Source organism: Acidovorax sp. 1608163 (assembly GCF_003669015.1).
GTDB lineage: Bacteria > Pseudomonadota > Gammaproteobacteria > Burkholderiales > Burkholderiaceae_C > Acidovorax.
In genome coordinates this window covers 2000316-2020549 of sequence record NZ_CP033069.1, presented here as the reverse complement: position 1 = coordinate 2020549, position 20234 = coordinate 2000316, and the positions used below count along the sequence as shown (strand labels likewise).

16 protein-coding genes and 1 riboswitch are annotated in these 20234 nt (G+C 66.1%); of the genes, 10 read left to right on the top strand and 6 right to left on the bottom strand.

What is annotated here, in order from left to right:
- Window positions 1-85: 85 nt before the first annotated feature.
- Window positions 86-955: a 2-keto-4-pentenoate hydratase gene (locus tag EAG14_RS09080; protein WP_121728650.1), complete on the bottom strand. Its 870-nt coding sequence runs from the start codon at window positions 953-955 to the stop codon at window positions 86-88.
- 112 nt (window positions 956-1067) lie between these two features.
- Between EAG14_RS09080 and EAG14_RS09075 the strand changes: the two genes are divergently transcribed.
- From EAG14_RS09075 to EAG14_RS23260, 3 genes are all read left to right on the top strand, one after another.
- A complete protein-coding gene (locus tag EAG14_RS09075; RefSeq protein ID WP_121728649.1) occupies window positions 1068-2213 on the top strand; it encodes an iron-containing alcohol dehydrogenase in 1146 nt (381 codons plus the stop codon).
- Between the two features lie 132 nt (window positions 2214-2345).
- Entirely contained in the window at window positions 2346-4487 is a 2142-nt protein-coding gene (locus EAG14_RS09070) for a GGDEF domain-containing protein (RefSeq protein WP_162995946.1), read from the top strand.
- Window positions 4370-5116, top strand: coding sequence for an EAL domain-containing protein (locus EAG14_RS23260; protein WP_240457039.1), 747 nt, complete (start codon window positions 4370-4372; stop codon window positions 5114-5116). Before EAG14_RS09070 ends, EAG14_RS23260 begins: the two co-directional genes overlap by 118 nt.
- A 75-nt stretch (window positions 5117-5191) precedes the next feature.
- On the opposite strand, the gene EAG14_RS09060 is transcribed toward EAG14_RS23260, so the two are convergent.
- The 3 genes from EAG14_RS09060 to EAG14_RS09050 form a co-directional block, all read right to left on the bottom strand.
- Window positions 5192-6397, bottom strand: a complete 1206-nt coding sequence (locus EAG14_RS09060; RefSeq protein ID WP_121728646.1) for a patatin-like phospholipase family protein — start codon at window positions 6395-6397, stop codon at window positions 5192-5194.
- Between the two features lie 99 nt (window positions 6398-6496).
- Window positions 6497-7324 carry an HDOD domain-containing protein gene (locus tag EAG14_RS09055; RefSeq protein ID WP_099655680.1) on the bottom strand — a complete coding sequence of 276 codons (828 nt, stop codon included), beginning with the start codon at window positions 7322-7324 and terminating at the stop codon, window positions 6497-6499.
- Window positions 7325-7407: 83 nt separating this feature from the next.
- On the bottom strand, window positions 7408-9774 hold the full coding sequence (locus EAG14_RS09050; protein ID WP_121728645.1) for a Tex family protein: 2367 nt from the start codon (window positions 9772-9774) through the stop codon (window positions 7408-7410).
- A gap of 210 nt (window positions 9775-9984) precedes the next feature.
- Between EAG14_RS09050 and EAG14_RS09045 the strand changes: the two genes are divergently transcribed.
- Window positions 9985-11100 (top strand): DUF72 domain-containing protein, encoded by a 1116-nt coding sequence (locus EAG14_RS09045; protein WP_121728644.1) that lies wholly within the window; start codon window positions 9985-9987, stop codon window positions 11098-11100.
- Between the two features lie 74 nt (window positions 11101-11174).
- Here the strand turns inward: EAG14_RS09045 and EAG14_RS09040 are convergent, their stop codons facing one another.
- Window positions 11175-13154, bottom strand: a complete 1980-nt coding sequence (locus tag EAG14_RS09040) for a Cache 3/Cache 2 fusion domain-containing protein (protein WP_121728643.1) — start codon at window positions 13152-13154, stop codon at window positions 11175-11177.
- 274 nt (window positions 13155-13428) lie between these two features.
- Here EAG14_RS09040 and EAG14_RS09035 point away from each other — a divergent pair, with 274 nt between their 5' ends.
- Both EAG14_RS09035 and EAG14_RS09030 read left to right on the top strand, forming a co-directional pair.
- Window positions 13429-14373 (top strand): pseudouridine synthase, encoded by a 945-nt coding sequence (locus EAG14_RS09035; protein ID WP_121728642.1) that lies wholly within the window; start codon window positions 13429-13431, stop codon window positions 14371-14373.
- 251 nt (window positions 14374-14624) lie between these two features.
- The gene (locus tag EAG14_RS09030) at window positions 14625-15941 is read left to right on the top strand and encodes a cytosine permease (RefSeq protein ID WP_121728641.1); all 1317 of its coding nucleotides are present in this window, start codon (window positions 14625-14627) and stop codon (window positions 15939-15941) included.
- Window positions 15942-15999: 58 nt separating this feature from the next.
- Here EAG14_RS09030 and thiD read toward each other — a convergent pair whose 3' ends face one another.
- The gene (thiD, locus tag EAG14_RS09025; protein ID WP_099741325.1) at window positions 16000-16881 is read right to left on the bottom strand and encodes a bifunctional hydroxymethylpyrimidine kinase/phosphomethylpyrimidine kinase; all 882 of its coding nucleotides are present in this window, start codon (window positions 16879-16881) and stop codon (window positions 16000-16002) included.
- A gap of 68 nt (window positions 16882-16949) precedes the next feature.
- A riboswitch (TPP riboswitch) is annotated at window positions 16950-17084 on the top strand.
- Window positions 17085-17142: 58 nt separating this feature from the next.
- On the opposite strand from thiD, the gene EAG14_RS09020 reads away from it, so the two are divergent.
- Genes EAG14_RS09020 through EAG14_RS09005 form a run of 4 tightly spaced genes read left to right on the top strand, consistent with a single transcriptional unit; the run spans window position 17143 to window position 20195 of the window.
- Complete coding sequence (locus EAG14_RS09020; protein WP_099741326.1) at window positions 17143-18273, top strand: FAD-dependent oxidoreductase; 1131 nt, start codon at window positions 17143-17145, stop codon at window positions 18271-18273.
- The gene (gene thiS, locus EAG14_RS09015) at window positions 18270-18467 is read left to right on the top strand and encodes a sulfur carrier protein ThiS (protein ID WP_099655688.1); all 198 of its coding nucleotides are present in this window, start codon (window positions 18270-18272) and stop codon (window positions 18465-18467) included. The genes EAG14_RS09020 and thiS overlap by 4 nt, the downstream gene beginning before the upstream one ends.
- A 14-nt stretch (window positions 18468-18481) precedes the next feature.
- Entirely contained in the window at window positions 18482-19294 is an 813-nt protein-coding gene (locus tag EAG14_RS09010) for a thiazole synthase (RefSeq protein ID WP_121728640.1), read from the top strand.
- The gene (locus EAG14_RS09005; protein ID WP_121728639.1) at window positions 19287-20195 is read left to right on the top strand and encodes a thiamine phosphate synthase; all 909 of its coding nucleotides are present in this window, start codon (window positions 19287-19289) and stop codon (window positions 20193-20195) included. Before EAG14_RS09010 ends, EAG14_RS09005 begins: the two co-directional genes overlap by 8 nt.
- The last annotated feature ends 39 nt before the right edge of the window (window positions 20196-20234 follow it).

Genomic DNA, 20234 nt, shown 5'->3' with positions numbered 1-20234 from the left:
GCGGGTGTGGTGAATGTGCAAATCGGTCAAAACGCAAAGCTCCTGTCGGCAATATCTGGGATGAGGGCTGGGTGTAGCCTCGGACTTATTTGAAGATCACTCGCACAGGCGCTGCGCCCGGCAGGCCCTCAAACGTGGCCGTCACCGACAGGCCCGCCTTGGGCGGCAACAGCGGCGAGAACGAGCCCAGGCTGATCAGATCACCCGGCTGCATCGCCAGCCCCTCTTGCGCCAAAGAGCCCGCCAGCCAGACAACGGCGTTGAGGGGGTGTTCCAAAATATCGCTGCCTTTGCCACCGCCCAGCCGGGCACCTGTGGCATCGGTCAGGCTGACCTGCATGTCGGCCAAGGCTTGCAGCAGCGCATAACGCTCGGCACGGTACACCGGCACCGGCAGCGGCGCACCCGCCACGCCCAGGCGCGCGCCCACATTGATGGCGCTGACACCCGCACCGTTGAGCTTGGGCGGCGCCTGCACCAGCAGGTCGGGCAGTTCGATGAACGGAATCACCTGGTCGATGGCCTCCAGCACCTGCATGGGGGTTTTGGCATGGTTGATGTCGGCACTTTTCACGCGCACCAGCATGTCGGCCTCAAACAACGGGCGGGCGCCAAAGGCCGCATCTACGGCTGCGCCATTGGCCAGCACCATGCCTTCGTACAGCTTGCCCCACACCGGCTTGTCGGTGTTAAAGCGCTTTTGCACCGCCGGGTTGGTCAGCCCCGCCTTGTAGCCCACCACCTTGCCCAGGCGCTGGGCCAGCAGCGCATTGACCTTGGCACGGGTGCAGGCGCCGTCTGCGTCCGACAAGCCCTCCACATTGGCGGCCGGTGTTTTGGCCACATAGCTGGCGACCAGCTCGGCGGCCTGTGCATCGCTCAGGCATTGGGCTTGGGCGCTTGTCGCGCAGGCGACGGCCACCAGGGCCGCCATCAGGGTTTGCTTCGTGTTCATCTGCGTCTCCTGCTTTTAAAGTGGGGTTTTGGAACCTGTCCTGAGAACCTGTTCAACGCGTCGGCGGGCTATCGTAATCGCTGGCGTCCTTATTCACACACGCTCACACACCATGGCCTTCATCAACTACGTGACCCAGATCCAATTCGAGTTTGGCGCAGTGAAGCTGCTGCACCAGGAGTGCCTGCGCGTGGGCATCACCCGCCCCTTGATCGTGACCGACCCCGGCGTGAAAGCCGCTGGCGTGCTGCAAAAGGCGCTAGACGCCCTGCGCGACTTGCATGAGCAGCCTGTTGCAGTGTTTGACCAAACACCCGCCAACCCCACCGAGGCCGCCGTGCGTGCGGCCGTGCAGGTCTACCAGGCCCAGGGCTGCGATGGCCTGATTGCCGTGGGCGGCGGTTCGGCCATCGACTGCGCCAAGGGCATTGCCATTGCCGCCACCCATGAAGGCCCCCTGACCCACTACGCCACGATCGAGGGTGGCTCGCCCCGCATCAGCGAGCGCACAGCCCCCGTCATTGCCGTGCCCACCACCAGTGGCACCGGCAGCGAGGTGGCGCGCGGCGCCATCATCATCGTGGACGACCACCGCAAGCTCGGTTTTCACTCGTGGAACCTGGTCCCCAAGGCCGCCATTTGCGACCCGGAGCTGACCCTGGGCCTGCCCCCCATGCTCACGGCCGCCACCGGCATGGATGCGATTGCGCACTGCATGGAAACCTTTATGTCGGCCGCCTTCAATCCGCCTGCCGACGGCATTGCGCTCGATGGCCTGCAGCGCGGCTGGGCCAGCATTGAGCAGGCCACCCGCAACGGCGCAGACCGGCAAGCGCGCCTGAACATGATGAGCGCCAGCATGCAAGGCGCCATGGCGTTCCAAAAAGGCCTGGGCTGCGTGCACAGCCTGAGCCACAGCCTGGGCGGCGTGAACCCGCGCCTGCACCACGGCACGCTCAACGCCATGTTTTTGCCCGCTGTGATTCGCTTCAACGCCACCTGCGCATCGGTGCAGGCAGAGCGTCGGCTTGAACGCATGGCACACGCCATGGGCCTGGCCTCTGCGGGCGACGTGGCCCCCGCCATTCAAGACATGAACGCCCGCCTGGGCCTGCCCACGGGCCTGGCGGCCATGGGGGTCACGCCCGAGGTGTTTGACGATGTGATCAAAGGCGCCCTGGCCGACCATTGCCACAAGACCAATCCGCGCATTGCCACGCCCGAGGAATACCGCGAGATGCTGGCCCAGAGCCTGTAGTCGCCTGCAAAAGGCGCCCCCGGCACCTTCTCTTGAGCGCAGGCCATCGCCGGGGGCACCCTGCGCCTTTACACTCACGGACCGTTTTGACCGCTGGGCCCAGCCCGCAGAACGTCGCCCGTGACCGACCCCATGCCCCTCTCCGAAGAAACGCCCAAGACGCCGTGGCAAGCCCGCAGCGTCTACCTGCGCGTTTTTGTCCCGCTGCTTTTGGTGATCCTGGCGGTCAGCGCAGTGCGCTACCACTACATGGTCGAGTCCGAGGTGACCGCTGCCCACGAACGCGCCCAGGCAGAGGCCACGCGCATCGGCAGCGCCTTGCTAACGGCCCTCAAGCGCCTGCCGCCAGACCAGCCCGAACAAGCACAGCGCGCGCTGCAAGACAGCACGGTGTACTTTGCTTCCTCGCTGTACACCGTGCAATGGCAAGTGCAGGGCCGCACGGGTGTCTCGGCCCAAAAGCCCCCAGGCACGCCTGACGCGCCCGCCTGGTTTGCCAAATGGGTCCAAGTGCAGCCCCCCACCCTGGAGCTGAGCGAAACCCTGCCCGACGGCACGGTGGCCCGCCTGAAGATTGCGCTGCAAAGCCATGTGCTGGTGGACCAGATCTGGGACAACCTGCAGGTGCAGACCGGCATATCGCTGTTCAACGTGGTGTTTGTGCTGACCCTGCTGGCCTGGCTGGTGCACCAGCATGTGGGCCTGATGCGGCGGCTGCTGCACGCACACCGCCAATTGCAACGCGGCCACTTCACAGCCAGGATGCAGGAGCGGGGATCGCCCTCAGAGCGCGCCGTGGCGCACAGCTTCAACGCCACGGCGCTGCAATTGCAGACCCAGGTGCAGGGCCAGAAAGACAGTCTGCAACGGCACGCACAGCAACTGGAGCTGGCACAGTTGCTGATTGAAGCCGCCCCCATGCCCGTGACCGTGCGCCGCAGCGACGGCGTGTGCCTGGACGTGCGCGAAGAATGGCAGCGCCTGTTTCAAAGCCCCCTGCCCATGGCCACAGATGAAGCTCAGCCCGCGGCCCTTCCACAACCCCCTCTCGCACTGCAAGCGCAGACCCCACCAACACCCGACGCACAGCCCACACCCGCCAAGCCACCCGCAGCCCCTATCCCCGGAACCATAGGCACCCTGGTCACGGCCAGCGACCGGCAGCGCACCCGGCAGGCGCTGAGCCAGGCGCAGCAGGCCCATGCCGCTGCGCCCCATTTGCCAGGGGGCGATGGCATCATCACCACCGACCTGCACGGCACCATCGAAACCATCAATGAGACGGCCCAGTTCCTCACTGGCTGCAAGGTCCACCAGGCCATGGGGCGCCCCCTGGAAGAGGTCTTTAGGCTGGCCGATGCACTGCACCCGCCGCTGAATGCAGAGGCGCAAGAGACAGAAATCACCGCCCTTGCAGACAGCCCACCGCGCGCACACCCGATCCTGATCCACCGCTCGGGCGAGCGCTACGCCATTGAATACACCGCCTCCACCATCCGCAAAAGCAACGGCGTGGCCGTGGGCTGCGTGCTGGTGTTCCACGATGTGTCCGAGAGCCGGCACTTTCGCCACCAGGTGTCCTGGCAGTCGCACCACGATGCACTGACCGGCCTGCACAACCGGGCCGCATTGGCCGAGAGCCTCACGCATGCCCTCTTCACCGCGCAACAGCAAGGCACCCTGCTGGCCGTGTGCATGATCGACCTGGACCACTTCCAGCGCCTGAACCAGCAGCACGGCAGCGCCACCGGCGACCGCGCCCTGCGCGAAGTGGCCTTGCGCCTGCGCGCCTTTGCCGGCCCGCACGACGCCGTGGCCCGCATGGCCGGAGACGAATTTGTGCTGCTGCTGGGCCACCAGCCCCACCTGCAAGCCATCGAGGCGCGCACCGCCCAACTGCTGGAGCAACTGGGGCAACCCTATGCCATCGATGCGCTGCAACTGCACATCACCGCCAGCATGGGCGTGGCCGTGTACCCGCAGCTGCAGGCCTGCCCCACCACACTGCTGCGCCAGGCCGACCAGGCCATGTGCCAGGCCAAGCAGGCAGGCCGCAAGCAAGTGCGCTTTTTTGACGCACAAAGCGATGCCGCGCTGCAAACCCCCACACGCAGCAAACCCGCATCGCCCAAGCGCTGCGCACCGGAGAAATGCGCCTGCACTACCAGCCCCAGGTCAACCTGGCCAATGGCCAGATCGTGGCGGTGGAGGCCTTGCTGCGCTGGCAACACCCTGAGCGCGGCCTGCAAGGGCCAGAGCAGATTCTTCCGCTGATCGACGACGCCGACCTGGCGGCCGAACTGGGCGAATGGGTGCTGACCGATGCCCTGGCCCAGCTGCGGCTGTGGCACGCGCAAGGGCTGGACTGGACCGTGGGGGTGAACGTGGCCACGCAGCACCTGCTGCGCAGCAACTTTGCCGCGCGGCTGCAAGACCTGCTGGCCCTGTTTGCCCCACTGCCAGCCCACCTGCTGCAGCTGGAGGTGCAAGAGAGCGCAGGGCTGCACGAGCCGCAGGCCCTGCAAGCCCTGATGCAGCACTGCCACCAGACGCTGGGAGTGCGCTGGGCTGTTGACGACTTTGGCATTGGCAAAGCCACCCTGGCCTGGGTGGCCCAGGTGCCCGCAGACACGCTGAAGATTGACCGGTCGATTGCCGGCGCGGTGCTGCACAGCACCGAGGATGCCGCGGTGGTGAGCACCGCTGTGGCCATGGCCCAGGCCCTGGGCCACACCCTGGTGGCCGAAGGGGCAGAATCCCCCGCCCACTGCACCCGGCTGCGCGAGCTGGGCTGCCAGGTGGTGCAAGGCTACGCCATCGCCCACCCCATGCCCGGTGGCGAGGTGGCCGACTGGGCGCGCAGCTACCGGCGCAGCGTGGCCTCAACGCTGGTGCTGCCCTGAAAAGACCTTGAACGGTTTCTGAGCCCACCGCGCACCAGAACTTACATCAGCACTTTCACCAGCGCCCTCACAACGTCACAACGGCTGCACTGCCCCCAGATCAGGCCGTTCCAGCCATTGGGCCAGCTCATCGGCCAGTTGTTGCGCAGCCGCCGTGGCGGTCAACCAGGCTTTGGCGCGGGCCGCCGTATCGTGGCCGTAGTGCATAAAGTCCTGGCGGTCCGGCAGCTTGGCGTTGGGCAAGGTCTTCACCCACTCTGGGTGGGGCGACAGCACCACCATGGTGTCCAGGGCGGCGGTGCTGCGGTGGCGCCAGCGCAGGCCCTTGTCCAGCCAGCCCGGCACCACCTGGTGCTGAAAGTGCGGGTACAGCACCAGGCCCGCCCCTTGATCTGACGCCGCCACACCCTTCTTTGAATGGAATTGGCCGCTAGCGCTTTCTGAATAAGCGCTAGCAGCTATCTTTTCAATAGCATTCGAACCACTGCCTTGGTGCGTGTTGTAGGCCAGGTGCATGTGGTAATCGGTCAAGCCGCCATCCCAGTAAGCCCCGGGCGGGGCGCCCGCGATGTGGTGCACCGCCTGCAGCACAAACGGAATGGAGCAGCTGGCCTGCAAGGCATCCATGAAGTTGGCATGCGTCAGCCGCACCTGCCGGGTGCGAAAGTCTGCCGTGCCAAAAGGCAGCGCTGACATGGCGTCCCCGCCAGGCGCCCCACCTGGCGGGGACGAGAACACCACCCGTTCCAGCCAGGCGCCCAGGGCCTTGCGGTGCACAGCATTGCTCATGAAGGCACCCAGATAGCCCAGCGGCGTGGCCACCGGGTGCTCGCGCCGCAGCAGGTGGCGCCCGCGCGCGGCGATCAGGTGCAGGCGGTAGCGGGGGTGCTGCAGCACCTCGTCCACACGCCCGGCGTAAAAGGCTTGCAGGCTCTGGCCAAAGCGCTCGCTGACATGTGCTGCCGGTGGGCGCTTTTTGCCAGGGGGCACTTGGTAGTGCTGGTGCACATAGGCGTCCTCCAATTGCAGCAAGGCGGCCACGGGGTCGTTCAGGCAGGCCGTGGCCATGCGCCACGCGCCAATCGAGGCACCCACCAGATGCACCGGCTGCTGCGACTGGGCCAGCCAATGGCCAAAGATAAAACGGTCCAGCGGTCCCAGAATCAGCCCCTTGGGGCCACCCGCTGCGGCAGGCACCACGCCCACGTCGCGTGGCTGCAGGCCCTGCTGGGTCAGGTGCTCCAGGGCGCGCGGCCCGGCGTGGATGCTCAATGCTTTCATGGCGCTGATTGTCGCAGCGCACGCCGCGCTGACTGCGGGCCAGGAGCAACCGAAAAACCCAGTGAAGCGGGTCTGGCGAGATGCGTTTAGCCAGCCGCTCTAAACCATGTAGTCCGCAGCGTCCGGGCGCACCGTCCAGTCAATAGGGTCTTGCTGCAGCACCATGTCGATGTCCAGCCCCAGCACCAGCCCCACCTCGCCGGGGAAGGACACTGCCAGCTCGCGCTCGGAGTACTGCGCCTCGCGGGCACGCACGCGCCAGGCGGCCAGGTGGATCACACCTGCCAGCGGCTCGTAGGCCGTGTTTTCAAAGGGGGCGGACTGGTACTGCAGGGCATCGACCACGACCTGCGGCAGCAACCAGCGGCGGGCCAGAGCGGCCGATACCTGGCTGTAGCAAAACCCGAAGATCCGCTGCTCCACCTTGCCACGGCGCATGTCCAGCGGCGACACCAGGGTGTTGATGGACTGCGCGCGGTCGGGGCTGGCCAGATGGATCACCAGCTCGCCCAGCCCATGCAGCAAGCCCGCGGTGTAGGCCGCCGTGGGGTGCTGAAACACCACCCCCGCCAGCGACCGGGCCAGCTTGGCGGTGTGCAGGCTGTAGCGCCAAAACTGCTGCAAATTGATGCCCGGCACCGAACGGGCCGCCGTCCCCAAGGTCGACGCAGCCACCAGTGCACGCACCTGGGCGTTGCCCAGCAGCGCCAGGGCTTCAGAGATACCCGCCACTTGGCGGGGCATTTGCAGCGCGGGCGAATTGGCCAGCTCCAGCAAGCGCGCAGCCAGGGCCGGATCAGAGCCAAACAGCAGATTGATCCGGCGCAGGCTGGGTTGGGGGTGCGCCAACTCGTTCATCAGCAGCGCCACCGTGCGCGGCAGGCTCGGCAACGCCACGGGTTGGGCTAGCAGGGCATTGAGCTCCATGGGTTCGGGGGCGCCTCGGTGGTGGTTGCGGCGATTATGGCCCTGCCACCCGCATTCAATGGCCGAAACGCCCCTGTGCGCTTTTAACGCCCCTTAGCCTGTTGCAATTTGGCAAACGCCGACGCCATGGCCGACTGTTGCGCAGGCTCGGGCGCGCGGCGCTGCGGCTGCGCGTAGCCGCGCCCTGCCCCCTCAAAGCGGTTGCCCTGCGGTGCACCCCGGTCACCCTGCTGGCGCGGTGCGGCGTCCAGCTTCATCGACAGGCCTATGCGCTTGCGCTCCACATCCACTTCCATGACCTTGACCTTGACGATGTCACCGGTCTTGACCACTTCGCGGGCGTCGTTTACGAACTTGTGCGCCAGCTGGCTCACATGCACCAGGCCGTCCTGGTGCACGCCCAGGTCGATGAAGGCGCCAAACTGGGCCACATTGCTCACCGTGCCTTCGAGGATCATGCCCTCCTTGAGGTCCTTGATGTCTTCCACGCCGTCGTTGAAGCGCGCCACCTTGAAGTCGGGGCGCGGGTCGCGGCCGGGCTTTTCCAGCTCGGCCAGGATGTCCTTGACGGTGATGACACCAAACTTCTCGTTGGCGAACAGCTCGGGCTTGAGGGTCTTGAGCATGTCAGAGCGGCCCATGATCTCGGCCACCGGCTTGCCCGTCTTTTCCATGATCTGCTCGACCACCGGGTAGGTTTCGGGGTGCACGCCGGTCATGTCCAGCGGGTTTTCGCCACCGCGAATGCGCAAGAAACCCGCGCTCTGCTCAAAGGTCTTGGCGCCCAGGCCCGCCACGTCCATGAGCTGCTTGCGGCTCTTGAACGCGCCATTGGCCTCGCGCCAGCGCACCACGGCCTTGGCCACGCTGCCCGACAGCCCGGACACGCGGGAGAGCAGAGGCACGCTGGCCGTGTTCAGGTCCACGCCGACCGAGTTCACGCAGTCTTCCACCACCGTACCCAGGGTGCGTGCCAGCTCGCTCTGGTTCACATCGTGCTGGTACTGGCCCACGCCGATGCTCTTGGGGTCGATCTTCACCAGCTCGGCCAGCGGGTCTTGCAAGCGGCGGGCGATGGAGGCGGCACCCCGCAGGCTCACGTCCACATCGGGCATCTCTTGCGAGGCGTATTCGCTGGCGGAATAGACGGACGCACCGGCTTCGCTCACCACCACCTTCTCGATGGCGCGCTCGGCCTTGGCGGCCAGTTTGATGAGGTCGGCCGCCAGCTTGTCGGTCTCGCGGCTGGCCGTCCCGTTGCCGATGGCAATCAGGTTCACGCCGTGCTTCTCGGCCAGCTTGGCCAGGGTATGCAGCGAGCCGTCCCAATCGCGGCGCGGCTCGTGCGGGTACACCGTGGCGGTTTCCACCAACTTGCCGGTGGCGTCCACCACAGCCACCTTCACGCCGGTGCGGATGCCCGGGTCCAGCCCCATCACCACGCGCGGGCCCGCAGGCGCGGCCAGCAGCAGGTCGCGCAGGTTGTCGGCAAACACCTTGATGGCCACCTTCTCGGCGTCGTCGCGCAGGCGGGCGAACAGGTCGCGCTCGGTCGAAAGGCTCAGCTTCACGCGCCAAGTCCAGGCCACACATTTGCGAATCAGGTCATCCGCCTTGCGACCCGCATGGCTCCAGCCCAAGTGCAGGGCGATCTTGCCTTCGGCCATGCTGGGCTTGCCCGGCTCTGGTTCGACTGGCAACACCAGCTTGGCTTCCAGAATCTCCAGCCCACGGCCCCGGAACACGGCCAGCGCACGGTGCGATGGCACGCGGCCAATGGGCTCGTCGTATTCAAAGTAGTCGCGGAACTTGGAGACCTCGGGGTCGTTCTCGTTCTTGCCTTCGACCTTTTTGCTGCGCAGCAGGCCCTCGGCCCACAGCCATTCGCGCAGGCTTTGCACCAGCACGGCATCCTCGGCCCAGCGCTCGCTCAAGATATCGCGCACACCATCAAGCACGGCAGGCACGGTCGAAAAATCGGCGCCCGTCTTGCCGTCGTCCAGCACTTCAGGCGGCTTGGTGAAGGCAGCAGCCTCCACAGCGGGGTCGAGGGTGGGGTCGGCAAACAGCTTGTCGGCCAGGGGCTCAATGCCAAATTCGCGGGCCATCTGGCCCTTGGTGCGGCGCTTTTGCTTGAAGGGCAGGTAGATGTCCTCCAGCTCTTGCTTAGTGGGCGCTGCGGCAATGGCTGCGCGCAACGCGTCGGTCAGCTTGCCTTGTTCGTCAATGCTCTTGAGCACCGCAGCGCGGCGGTCGTCCAGCTCGCGCAGGTAAGACAGGCGGGCTTCCAGCTCGCGCAGCTGGATATCGTCCAGCCCACCGGTGACTTCCTTGCGGTAGCGCGCGATGAAGGGCACCGTGGCCCCGCCGTCCAGCAGCTCGACGGCGGCGCGTACCTGCTGCTCCCCTACTTTGATTTCTGCGGCCAGTTGCCGAATGATCTGCTGCATGTGTGGGCAAACTCTCTGAGACTCAAATGGGACTTACGCCATCGGCTTGCCATGCCAGCCTCGCCCGGGGGCGAACGCTTGCATGAGAACCGGTTTGCGTAAGCCACGTCAAACAAACGAAACGCGAAGCGCGCGAGTTTGCCACAGCGCACTGCGGGCTAACATCGCTATCCGACCCCGGTTGTTACAACTACCCTAGCCCTCCAGCGGATGCAAGAAGACCTGTTTGGCACACCCGCCGTGCCCACGCCCCCCAACCGCCAGGCCACCGATGGGCAGCCTGGCAAAGCCGCCCCCCTCTCCGCACCACCGGCGACACCACGGAGCAAGGGGCTGGGCGTGCGCCCGGTCACCGTGGACGAAGCCTTGCACACACTGGCAGATGCCCTGCCCCAGCGGCTGCGCTTGGGCACCTCGTCATGGACCTACCCCGCCTGGGCCGGGCTCGTGTGGGATGCGGAGCACGCCGAAACGCAGCTGTCCAAACAAGGCCTGGCCGCCTATGCCGCTCACCCGCTGCTGCGCGCCGTGAGCCTGGACCGCAACTTTTACCGCCCCCTCACCATCAGCCAGTACCAGCGCTATGCCGAGCAGGTACCGGCAGACTTTCGCTTTGTCGTGAAGGCGCCCAGCCTGGTCACCGACGCACTGGTGCGCACCGAAGATGGCCGGGGGCGCGAGCCCAACCCGGCGTTTCTGGACCCCGCCCTGGCCTGCACCGAGTTTGTAGAACCTGCCTTGGCGGGGCTGGGCGACAAGCTAGGCGCGCTGGTGTTCCAGCTCAGCCCCCTGCCCATGGCATGGCTGGACCGCATGCCCCTGCTGCTGGGCAAGCTGCGGGATTTGCTGCACGCGCTGCCGTCGCTCAAGCCCCAGGCAAGCGACGGCGTCATTGCCGTGGAGGTGCGAGACCCAGAGTGGCTGACCCCTGAATTTGCCGCTGTGCTGCGCGGTGCGGGCGCCACCTATTGCCTGGGCCTGCACCCCAAGCTGCCGCCGCTGGCGCAGCAGTTGCCCTTGCTGCGCGCCCTGTGGCCCACGCCCCTGGTGTGCCGCTGGAACCTGAACGCATTGCACGGCCCCTACGGCTATGAAGACGCCGAGCGGCGATACGCACCTTACGACCGGTTGCACGACCTGGACCCGGACACCCACGCGGCGCTGGCCAAGGTGATTGCAGGCATCACGGCGGCGGGGCAAAACGCCTACGTCACCATCAGCAACCATGCCGAGGGGTGCGCGCCCTTGACCGTGCAGCGGCTGGCCGAGCAGGTGCGGGCGTTGCAAAAACCCGCCGCCGAGACCGTCCCACCAATCTCTGATTGAGAGACTTTTTGGGCTCTAGCGCTTGATTCCTAAGCGCTAGCAGCTATTGATTCAATAGCAAAAGAATCGATCCCTCAGCGCCCCAGTTGCCGATACTGCCCAGGCTCCTGCCCCAGCTTGAACTGGGCCACGGCCTCGACCATCTGCTCGGCCTGGGTGCGCAGGCTGCTGGCGGCGGCGGCCATTTCTTCGACCAGCGCCGCGTTTTGCTGGGTGGCCTGATCGAGCTGCGTCACCGCCTGGCCCACCTGCCCCACCCCGGCGCTTTGCTCGCCCGTGGCCGCGCTGATTTCAGAGACGATGTCCGCCACCCGCTGGATGGAGCTGACCACCTCGCCCATGGTGGTGCCCGCCTTGTCGGCCAGCACCGAGCCTTCTTGCACCATGGCGCTACTGGCGCCGATCAGCTCCTTGATGGCCTTGGCCTCGGCCGCTGTGCGCTGCGCCAGGTTGCGCACCTCGCTGGCCACCACGGCAAAGCCCCGGCCTTGCTCGCCTGCACGGGCGGCTTCCACGGCGGCGTTCAGCGCCAGGATATTGGTCTGGAAGGCAATGCCGTCAATCACGCCAATGATGTCGGCAATCTTCTGGCTGCTGCCATTGATGTTGTGCATGGTGCTGACCACCTGCGCCACCACCTGCCCGCCCTGTGTGGCCACCTGGCTGGCGCTGGCCGCCAGGCGGCTGGCTTGCGAGGCGTTGTCTGCGTTGTGGCGGATGGTGGAGCCCAGCTCTTCCATGCTGGCGGCGGTTTCTTCCAGCGAGCTGGCCTGCGTCTCGGTGCGTGCCGACAGGTCGTGGTTGCCCTGCGCGATCTCGCTGCTGGCGGACGACACGCTTTCGGCGCTGCGGCGCACCGTGCCCAGGCTTTGCACCAGGCGCTGGCGAAAGCCTTCCATGGCCTGGCCCAGCGCGCCAATCTCGTCGTTCGATCGGATGTCCACGGCGTGCGTCAAATCGCCTTGCGACAAGTGCACCAGCGCTGTGCTGAGCTGCTGCACCGGCTGACCCACCAGCCGGCGCGTGGCATAGACCAGCACCACCGTCAGGATGGCCAGTGCCGCCAAAACGCCCACCCACAGCCAGATCAGCACCGCACGGGCATCTTCCATCATCTCGGACAAGGGGGCTTCGGCCACGATGACCCAGTTCCAGGGCTTGTAGCGCTCTGCGGCCACAAACTGGCGCTGCTGCTTGCCCGCACCCAGGCGGGGCGACCACAGCGTCTCGAAATCGCTGGTCTGGTCTTTCTCGGTCAAACGGGCCAGCCAGGCTTTGCCATCTTCGGTCTTTTCATCCACCACCGGGGCATCGGCCAAGCCCGATGTGCGGCCACGCGCGGGGCCCGAGGACACGTTCACCGCGTACACCGCGCCGCTTTCAAACAGCTTTTGCGAGCCCATGACCTGCGCCAGCTTGCCCAGGATGACCCCCATGTCCGTGCCGATGAACAGAATGCCAATCGTGCGGTTGCCCTCACGGATGGGCTCGTACACCGTCATGTATTCCTTGCCAAACAGGCTGGCGCGGCCAATGTAGGTTTTGCCCTCTTGCATGAGGGGGTAAGCGGGGTGGTTGCGATCCAACAGGGTTTTGTAGGCGCGCTCGCCATCCTGCTTTTTGAGGGACGTGGTCACGCGCATGAAGTCGTCCCCCGTGCGGGCAAAAATGGTGGCAATGGCGCCCGCGCTGTCTTTGGTAAAGCGGTCCACTCCCTCAAAGTTGCCGTTCAGCGGCGCACCTTGAAAGCTCAGAACCGCCTCCTTCTTGCCATCCGCGCCGGGCTGCTCCTCCACGCTGAAGTCGCCCGTGAAGCGGGACTTGAACAACACGAAGTCGCGCTTGGCCTGGTCCTGGGCCGTTTCATCAAAGCTCTGCACCAGCGTGCGCATCTGGGTCGCGTACTGGCGCGCATCGTTGCGCGACACGCCGCCAAAGTCCTGCCAGATGAACAGACTCACCAAGGTCATGGTGCTGAACAAGACCAGCAATAAGCTCACCAGAGCAGCCAATGAGAGCTTGAAAGCGACGGAACGCTGGGCGGAAGTGGGCATGGAAGTCCTTGAAGAATTTCTTGCTTTTATCAAATTTATTATTTAATTCATCATTTAGCAAGAATTGCTTACATCTTAGTTACAACAATAGCGTTGATCCATATCAATTTTTTGTAAAAGGAGATTTTTTACAACAGGCGCCATTGGTGTTAACCCTTGAACCAAGAAAGAAAAGCGGCCGCCCCCCGGCGGGGCAACGCCCCACAGCGCGCAAGTCACGGTGCTATGCTTTTCGAGCCCCATCCAGCCTGGCAAGTCCCTGCCCTCTGAAGCCTTGAACCACCCCCACATCCCTGAAAGCCCCCTGCCCATGCGCGATGGCGTGAGCCCCAGCTGCGTGGTGCTGCCCCAGCAAGGCCGCGGCAGCCTGCTCGAGCGGCTGGCCGCCCACTTGCCCGGGGTGGGCCACGATGAATGGCGTGCGCGCATGCTTGCCGGAGATGTGGTGGACGCCCAGGGCCAGCCTGCGCGCCCTGAGCAAGCGGTGAAAGGCAGCGTGCGCCTGTTCTATTACCGCCACCTGCCGGGCGAGCCCGAGCTGCCCTTTGAACACCAAGTGCTGTACCAGGACGAGCACCTGCTGGTGGCCGACAAGCCGCATTTCATGCCCGTCACACCCACGGGGCGCTATGTGCAGCAGTCGCTGCTGGTGCGCCTGAAGCGGCAACTGGGCCTGGCCGACCTATCGCCCCTGCACCGCATTGACCGTGACACGGCGGGGCTGGTGCTGTTCTCGGTGCAGCAGCGCACGCGGGGCGCGTACCAGGCCTTGTTCAGAGAGCGCAGCATGGCCAAGGCTTACGACGCTGTAGCTCCCTGGGACGCCCACCTCACGTTTCCGCGTGAACACCGCAGCCGCATGGAGGAATCTCCTCAATTTTTCCGCATGCAGGAAGTGCCCGGCGAGCCCAACAGCCACACGCACATGGCCGTGCAAGCCGTGCAAGGCCCCTGGGCGCTGTACCGGCTGGAGCCCATCAGCGGCAAACGCCACCAGTTGCGCGTGCACATGGCCGCGCTGGGCCTGCCGCTGCGCAACGACCCGTTCTACCCCGAGGTGAACGACCCGCCCGAAGGCGACTACTCGCGCCCCTTGCAGTTGCTAGCCCGGTCGCTGCGTTTTGCCGACCCCTTGACCGGGCAGGAGCGCCGCTTTGAAACCCGGCTGCGCCTGCAGTGGCCGGTGGCCGACGCCGCCACCACGCCAGTGGCGGCATAGACCTACAATCCAACCCGCATTGGATGCCACCCGGCCGCCAATGCCTGCTAGGGGTGTCTGCAACGCAAGCTGCAGGCTGAGAGAGTCCCTTTGAACCTGACTGCGCCCAGTCCACAGACTTGGGCCCGAGATCATCCTCGCGCAGGGAAGCCGTTACGCCGCAGCCATGCCCCGCACCGGGCAGCGCCAGGGCGGGCGTTGCCCCCTGCGCTGTAGTTACCCGACCGAACAGACCGCTGCGGAGCTTTTGCATGACGTCATCCCACCACCCTGCCCCCACTTCATCGGCAGTCAACGAGGCCCTGGTACCCGTGCCTGCCGAGCGCCGCGTCTTCCAGTGGCACGACCATGCCTCACTGTGGTTCAGCCTGGGCGTGGGCCTGCTGGTAATGCAGGTCGGCGCCTACCTGATGCCTGCGCTGGGCACCCAGGAGGCCTTGTGGGCGATTGTGGCGGGCTCTTTGCTGGGCGCGGGCCTGCTGGGCTGGGTGGCCAAGCTGGGCTGCGACAGTGGCCTGGCCAGCGCGGGGCTGATGCACGCGGTGTATGGCCGGGGCTTTGCCAGCCTGCCCATCGTGCTGAACATCGTGCAACTGGTGGGCTGGGGCACCTTTGAGCTGGTGGTGATGCGCGACGCCACCGTGGCCATTGGGCAGCAGGCGGGTGGCCTGGCTGGCACCATGGCTGGCACCATGGCTGGAACCCTGTGGCCTGTGCTGGCCACGCTGCTGTGGGGCGGTGTGGTGATGCTGCTCATCAGCGGATCGATGGTGCAACTGGTGCGCAAGGTGATTGCCCGGGTGGCGTTGCCCCTGGTGGTGCTGTCGCTGCTGTGGCTGAGCTGGCAGTTTGTGTCGCTGGCGCAAGCCCAGGGCTTTAGCGCGCTGTGGAATCGCCAGGGCGAAGGCGGCATGGGCGTGCTACCCGCGCTGGATTTGGTCATCGCCATGCCCATTTCGTGGCTGCCGCTGGTGGCCGACTACGCCCGCCATGGCAAGAGCGGCAGCGCGGCCCTGCGTGGCACGTGGCTGGGCTACGCGCTGGCCAACATGTGGTGCTACAGCCTGGGCGTGCTGGTGGCGTTGACGCTCCCGTCCACCGACCTGGTGCAAGCGCTGCTACTGGCACAGGGCGGGCTCATTGCGCTGTCGCTGATCCTGATCGACGAGGTGGACAACGCCTATGGCGATGCGTACTCGGGTGCCGTGTCGGCCCACAGCCTGTTGCCACGCTGGAGCGTGCGCCGCTGGGGCCTGGCCGTGGCAGCTATGTGCACGGGCCTGGCCCTGGTGCTGCCCATGCACAGCCTGGAGCCGTTCTTGCTGCTGCTCAGCTCGGTGTTCGTACCGCTGTTCGGCGTCATCCTGGGGCGCTTGGCGTTTGGCACCCATGCCCCCACGCTGCTGGCGCAGGCCCGGGTGGTGAACGCCTTGCCCGTGGCCCTGTGGTTGGCAGGCATTGCGGTGTACCACCTGGCGCCCAAGGTGTTGCCAGGTGCAGGCTCGGCCTTGCCCGCCCTGGCATTCAGCTTTGCACTGGCCTGGGCCACCCGGCCCAAGGTGCGCTGATCGCTATCAAATTATGAGCTGCCAGCGCTTGATTAATAAGCGCTAGCGGCCAAAATCACTAAGAACCCTCAAACACCCGCTGCGCCACCGGCGCGTAGCCATGGTTCAGCGGGCCGTGGCCGCGCCCCGTGGTCACGTCGGCGCCTGCAGCAATCGCACCCAGGATGTAGGCCCGGGCCTGTTCCACCGCTTGCTGCAGTGGCAGCCCCAGCGCCAGGTGGGCCGCAATGGCCGACGACAGCGTACACCCGGTGCCATGCCCGTTGTGCGTGGCAATGCGCTGCGACTGCAGTTTGTGCACCCGCGGTGCACCGGGCATCGACAGCACATCCACCACCCAATCGCCCGGCAAGTGCCCGCCTTTGAGCAGCACCGCCTGCGCGCCCAATGCACGCAGGTCTTGCGCTGCGGCTTCCAGCGCATCGGCGTCTTGCAAGCTGCGGCCCAGCAGCCAGCCCGCTTCGTCCAAATTGGGGGTCACAACCTCGGCCAGCGGGAACAGCTCTTGCACCAGCACGCCCACGGTTTCCTGTGCAATCAGACGGTCGCCACTGGTGGCCACCATCACAGGGTCCAGCACCACATGGGGCAACTGGTAGGTGCGAATGGCATCGGCCACCACACGCACCACGTCGGGCGAATGCAGCATGCCGATCTTCACCGCGTCCACGCCAATGTCCTGCACCACGGCATCGATCTGGGCCTTGAGCATGTCGGGCGGCACGCCATGGATGCCCGTGACGCCGCAGGTGTTTTGTGCCGTGATGGCAGTGATGGCCGTCATGCCGTAGCAGCCCAGGGCGCTGAAGGTTTTGAGATCGGCCTGGATGCCTGCGCCGCCGCCGCTGTCTGAGCCGGCAATGGACAACACGCGCGCATAACGGGACAACACGCGTGCGTGTGGACGGCCCGCGTGGAGCCCTGAAGAAGAGGAAGTCATGGCAAAAATTATGGCCTATGCGCCAGGTCAAGCTGCGGCAAAAGAGGATGTGCTGTAATTGTTTTTTCCGGACGAAACAGGGGTGTCCCGCTGCCATGCGCGGTGTGTGACTGAGAAATACCCTGGGGCCCGCAGCCACGCTGCACCGCGCCCCGCTACCCGATCCAGGTCATGCTGGCGTGGGGAGTTTCCACCAACGGCGCTGCGCCCTCCGTTTTGTCCACTGTTGCCTTTCTACAGACGGACGCCAGACGGACCCCTATGTCACTTTCCCCCTCATCCTTTGCAATTCTGGGCGCAGGCCTCATGGGCCGCTTGCTCGCCGTGGAGCTGGCACGCCAGGGCCATCGGGTGGACATCTACGACGCAGGCAGCCCACTGGCAGAGCAATCGGCCGCCAACGTCGCCGCCGCCATGCTGGCCCCGCTGGCCGAGTCCGCCATCACCGAGCCCGGCGTGGTGCGCATGGGCCACTACGCGCTGCCGCGCTGGCAGCAGTTGATTGCCTCGCTGCCCGAGCCCGTATTCTTTCAACAAGCAGGCACGCTGATCGTCTGGCACCGGCAAGACGCCGCCGAAGCCCAGCGCCTGACGCGCGTGCTAGAGACCAACCAGCGCACCACCCCCGAGTTGCCCGCCATGCAAAAGCTCGACAGTGCGGCTCTGGCGCAATCTGAGCCCACCCTGGCCGATCGCTTTGCCCAAGGCCTGTACCTGCCGGGCGAAGGGCAGCTCGACAACCGGCAACTGCTGGCCGCCCTGCTCACCGAAATGACACGCCTGGGCGTGACCATGCACTGGAACGCACCCCGCGCGCCAGAGGCCTTTGCCCCCGGCACCCCAGGCCAGCCCGACTGGCTGCTGGACTGCCGAGGCCTGGGCGCCCGCCAGGACTGGAAGGCCCTGCGCGGCGTGCGCGGCGAGGTGGTGCGCCTGTATGCGCCCGATGTCACTCTGCAGCGCCCCACCCGCCTGGTGCACCCACGCTACCCGATTTACCTGGCGCCCAAGCAAGACCACATCTTTGTGATCGGCGCGACTGAGATCGAATCGGACGATCTCTCCCCCGCCAGCGTGCGCTCCACCCTGGAGCTGCTGAGTGCCGCCTACGCCGTGCATCCGGGCTTTGCCGAGGCCCGCGTGCTGGAGCTGTGCACCCAGTGCCGCCCCACCCTGCCCGACAACCTGCCCGCCATCCGCCAGCCCCAGCCCCGCGTGCTGGAGGTCAACGGCATGTACCGCCACGGGTTCATGATCTCGCCCGCCATGCTGGATGTGACCATGGAGATCCTGAACACAGGACAATCAGCGCTTTCAAAACGTTTTGATCTGCGGCTTGAACTGCTGGGGACGTCTGCCCCGGCCGATCAGGCTGCCAGCGCATTGGCATGAAGATTTGCATCAACAACCACCCGCATGAACTGCCCGACGGCGCCACCGTGGCCGACGCGGTGGCCGCCATCGCGGCCCGCCCGCCATTTGCGGTCGCAGTCAACACCACCTTCGTCCCCAACACACGCTACGCCGCCCACCCACTGCAACCGGGCGACCGCGTGGAAATCATCTCCCCAGTGACGGGCGGCTGACGCCCCACCAAGCCATGACAGCTCTCACCTCCCAAGACCCTCTGGTTCTGTACGGCCACACCTTCACCAGCCGCCTGCTGCTGGGCACATCGCGCTACCCCTCGCCTGCGGTGCTGGAGGCAGCCGTCGAGCGCGCCCAGCCCGCCATGGTCACGGCCTCGCTGCGCCGCCAAGGCAGCAACCCGGCCGAGAGTGGCGCCAGCTTCTGGGAGCTGCTGCGCAAGCTGGGCGTGCCCGTGCTGCCCAACACCGCAGGCTGCCACAGCGCCCAAGAAGCCATCACCACCGCACAGATGGCCCGCGAGGTGTTCAACACCCCCTGGATCAAGCTGGAGCTGATCGGCGACGACTACACCCTGCAGCCCGACACGCTGAACCTGGTGAGCACGGCAGAGCACCTGATCAAGGAAGGCTTTCAGGTGCTGCCCTACTGCACCGAAGACCTGGTGCTGTGCCAGCGCCTGGTCGATGTCGGCTGCCAGGCCGTCATGCCCTGGGCCGCGCCCATTGGCACCGGCCGGGGGCCGGTGAACCCCTACGCTCTGCAAACGCTGCGCGAGCGGCTGAGCGTGCCGCTGCTGGTGGACGCGGGCCTGGGCCTGCCCTCGCACGCTTGCCAGGTCATGGAATGGGGCTACGACGGCGTGCTGCTGAACACAGCCGTGGCCCTGGCGCAAGACCCTGTGGCCATGGCCGGTGCTTTTGCCGATGCCGTGCAGGCAGGCCGCACAGCCCACCGCGCAGGCGCGATGACCGCGCAAGACTCTGCCCAGCCCAGCACCCCTGTGCTGGGCACGCCCTTCTGGCACCACGCAACCCATGCTTGAGCCCCACACCATGGGCATGGCACAGGCCATCGCCAGCCACCACGCCGCCACCTTTGCGGGCTTCGAGCCATTGCAGCCCCCTGCCCCCACCAGCACCGCACCGGCCTACCTGGCAGCGCTGCAGGCCTGCAGCCAACTGGGCTTCATCGCCCACGACGCCGAATGCCTGGCCCGCGCCTGGCAGGCCCAAACTGAGCGCACAGGCCAGTTTGACGCCACCAGCTGGCCCTGCGAGCCGCTGGACTTTGGCTTGCAGCCCCTGCCGCGCGCCCAGGCCTTTGCCGCCTGCCCGCAAGCGCTGGGTTTGTACGCCGTGCTGCCCGATGCAGAGTGGGTGGGCCGCATGGCCCGCGCAGGCGTACCCACCGTGCAACTGCGCTTCAAATCTGAAGATGCCCACGCCATTGCCCGCGAGGTGCGCAACGCCGTCGCTGCCGTGGCGGGCACCCAGGCGCTGCTGTTCATCAACGACCATTGGCAAGAAGCCATTGCCGCAGGCGCCTATGGCGTGCACCTGGGCCAGGAAGACCTGGACGCACTGACCCCGCAAGAGCTGCGCACCCTGCGCGATTCAGGCGTGCGCCTGGGTGTCAGCACCCACGGCTACGCCGAGATGGTGCGCGCCGATGCCGTGGGGCCCAGCTACATCGCCATGGGCGCTGTGTTCCCTACCACGCTGAAGAAAATGGCCACCGCACCGCAGGGCCTGGGGCGGTTGCAAGCCTATGCCCAGCTGCTGCGGCATTACCCGCAGGTTGCCATTGGGGGCATTGGCCAGGAGCAGTTTGGGGCCGTGCGCGCCACGGGCGTGGGCTCTATCGCGGTGGTGCGTGCGCTGGTGAATGCTGCGCAGCCTGAAGAAGCGGCCACCGCGCTGATGGCGGCACTGCGCGTGCAATGAAGGCGAGGCTGTAAAGCCTTTGCCCTCTGCAACCCGGCG

Excerpts from the sequence above, each read along its gene's own strand:
- EAG14_RS09080 (WP_121728650.1), bottom strand. The coding sequence starts at position 955 with ATGAACACGAAGCAAACCCTGATGGCGGCCCTGGTGGCCGTCGCCTGC.
- EAG14_RS09075 (WP_121728649.1), top strand. The coding sequence starts at position 1,068 with ATGGCCTTCATCAACTACGTGACCCAGATCCAATTCGAGTTTGGCGCA.
- EAG14_RS09070 (WP_162995946.1), top strand. The coding sequence starts at position 2,346 with ATGCCCCTCTCCGAAGAAACGCCCAAGACGCCGTGGCAAGCCCGCAGC.
- EAG14_RS09060 (WP_121728646.1), bottom strand. The coding sequence starts at position 6,397 with ATGAAAGCATTGAGCATCCACGCCGGGCCGCGCGCCCTGGAGCACCTG.
- EAG14_RS09055 (WP_099655680.1), bottom strand. The coding sequence starts at position 7,324 with ATGGAGCTCAATGCCCTGCTAGCCCAACCCGTGGCGTTGCCGAGCCTG.
- EAG14_RS09050 (WP_121728645.1), bottom strand. The coding sequence starts at position 9,774 with ATGCAGCAGATCATTCGGCAACTGGCCGCAGAAATCAAAGTAGGGGAG.
- EAG14_RS09045 (WP_121728644.1), top strand. The coding sequence starts at position 9,985 with ATGCAAGAAGACCTGTTTGGCACACCCGCCGTGCCCACGCCCCCCAAC.
- EAG14_RS09040 (WP_121728643.1), bottom strand. The coding sequence starts at position 13,154 with ATGCCCACTTCCGCCCAGCGTTCCGTCGCTTTCAAGCTCTCATTGGCT.
- EAG14_RS09030 (WP_121728641.1), top strand. The coding sequence starts at position 14,625 with ATGACGTCATCCCACCACCCTGCCCCCACTTCATCGGCAGTCAACGAG.
- thiD (WP_099741325.1), bottom strand. The coding sequence starts at position 16,881 with ATGACTTCCTCTTCTTCAGGGCTCCACGCGGGCCGTCCACACGCACGC.
- EAG14_RS09020 (WP_099741326.1), top strand. The coding sequence starts at position 17,143 with ATGTCACTTTCCCCCTCATCCTTTGCAATTCTGGGCGCAGGCCTCATG.
- thiS (WP_099655688.1), top strand. The coding sequence starts at position 18,270 with ATGAAGATTTGCATCAACAACCACCCGCATGAACTGCCCGACGGCGCC.
- EAG14_RS09010 (WP_121728640.1), top strand. The coding sequence starts at position 18,482 with ATGACAGCTCTCACCTCCCAAGACCCTCTGGTTCTGTACGGCCACACC.
- EAG14_RS09005 (WP_121728639.1), top strand. The coding sequence starts at position 19,287 with ATGCTTGAGCCCCACACCATGGGCATGGCACAGGCCATCGCCAGCCAC.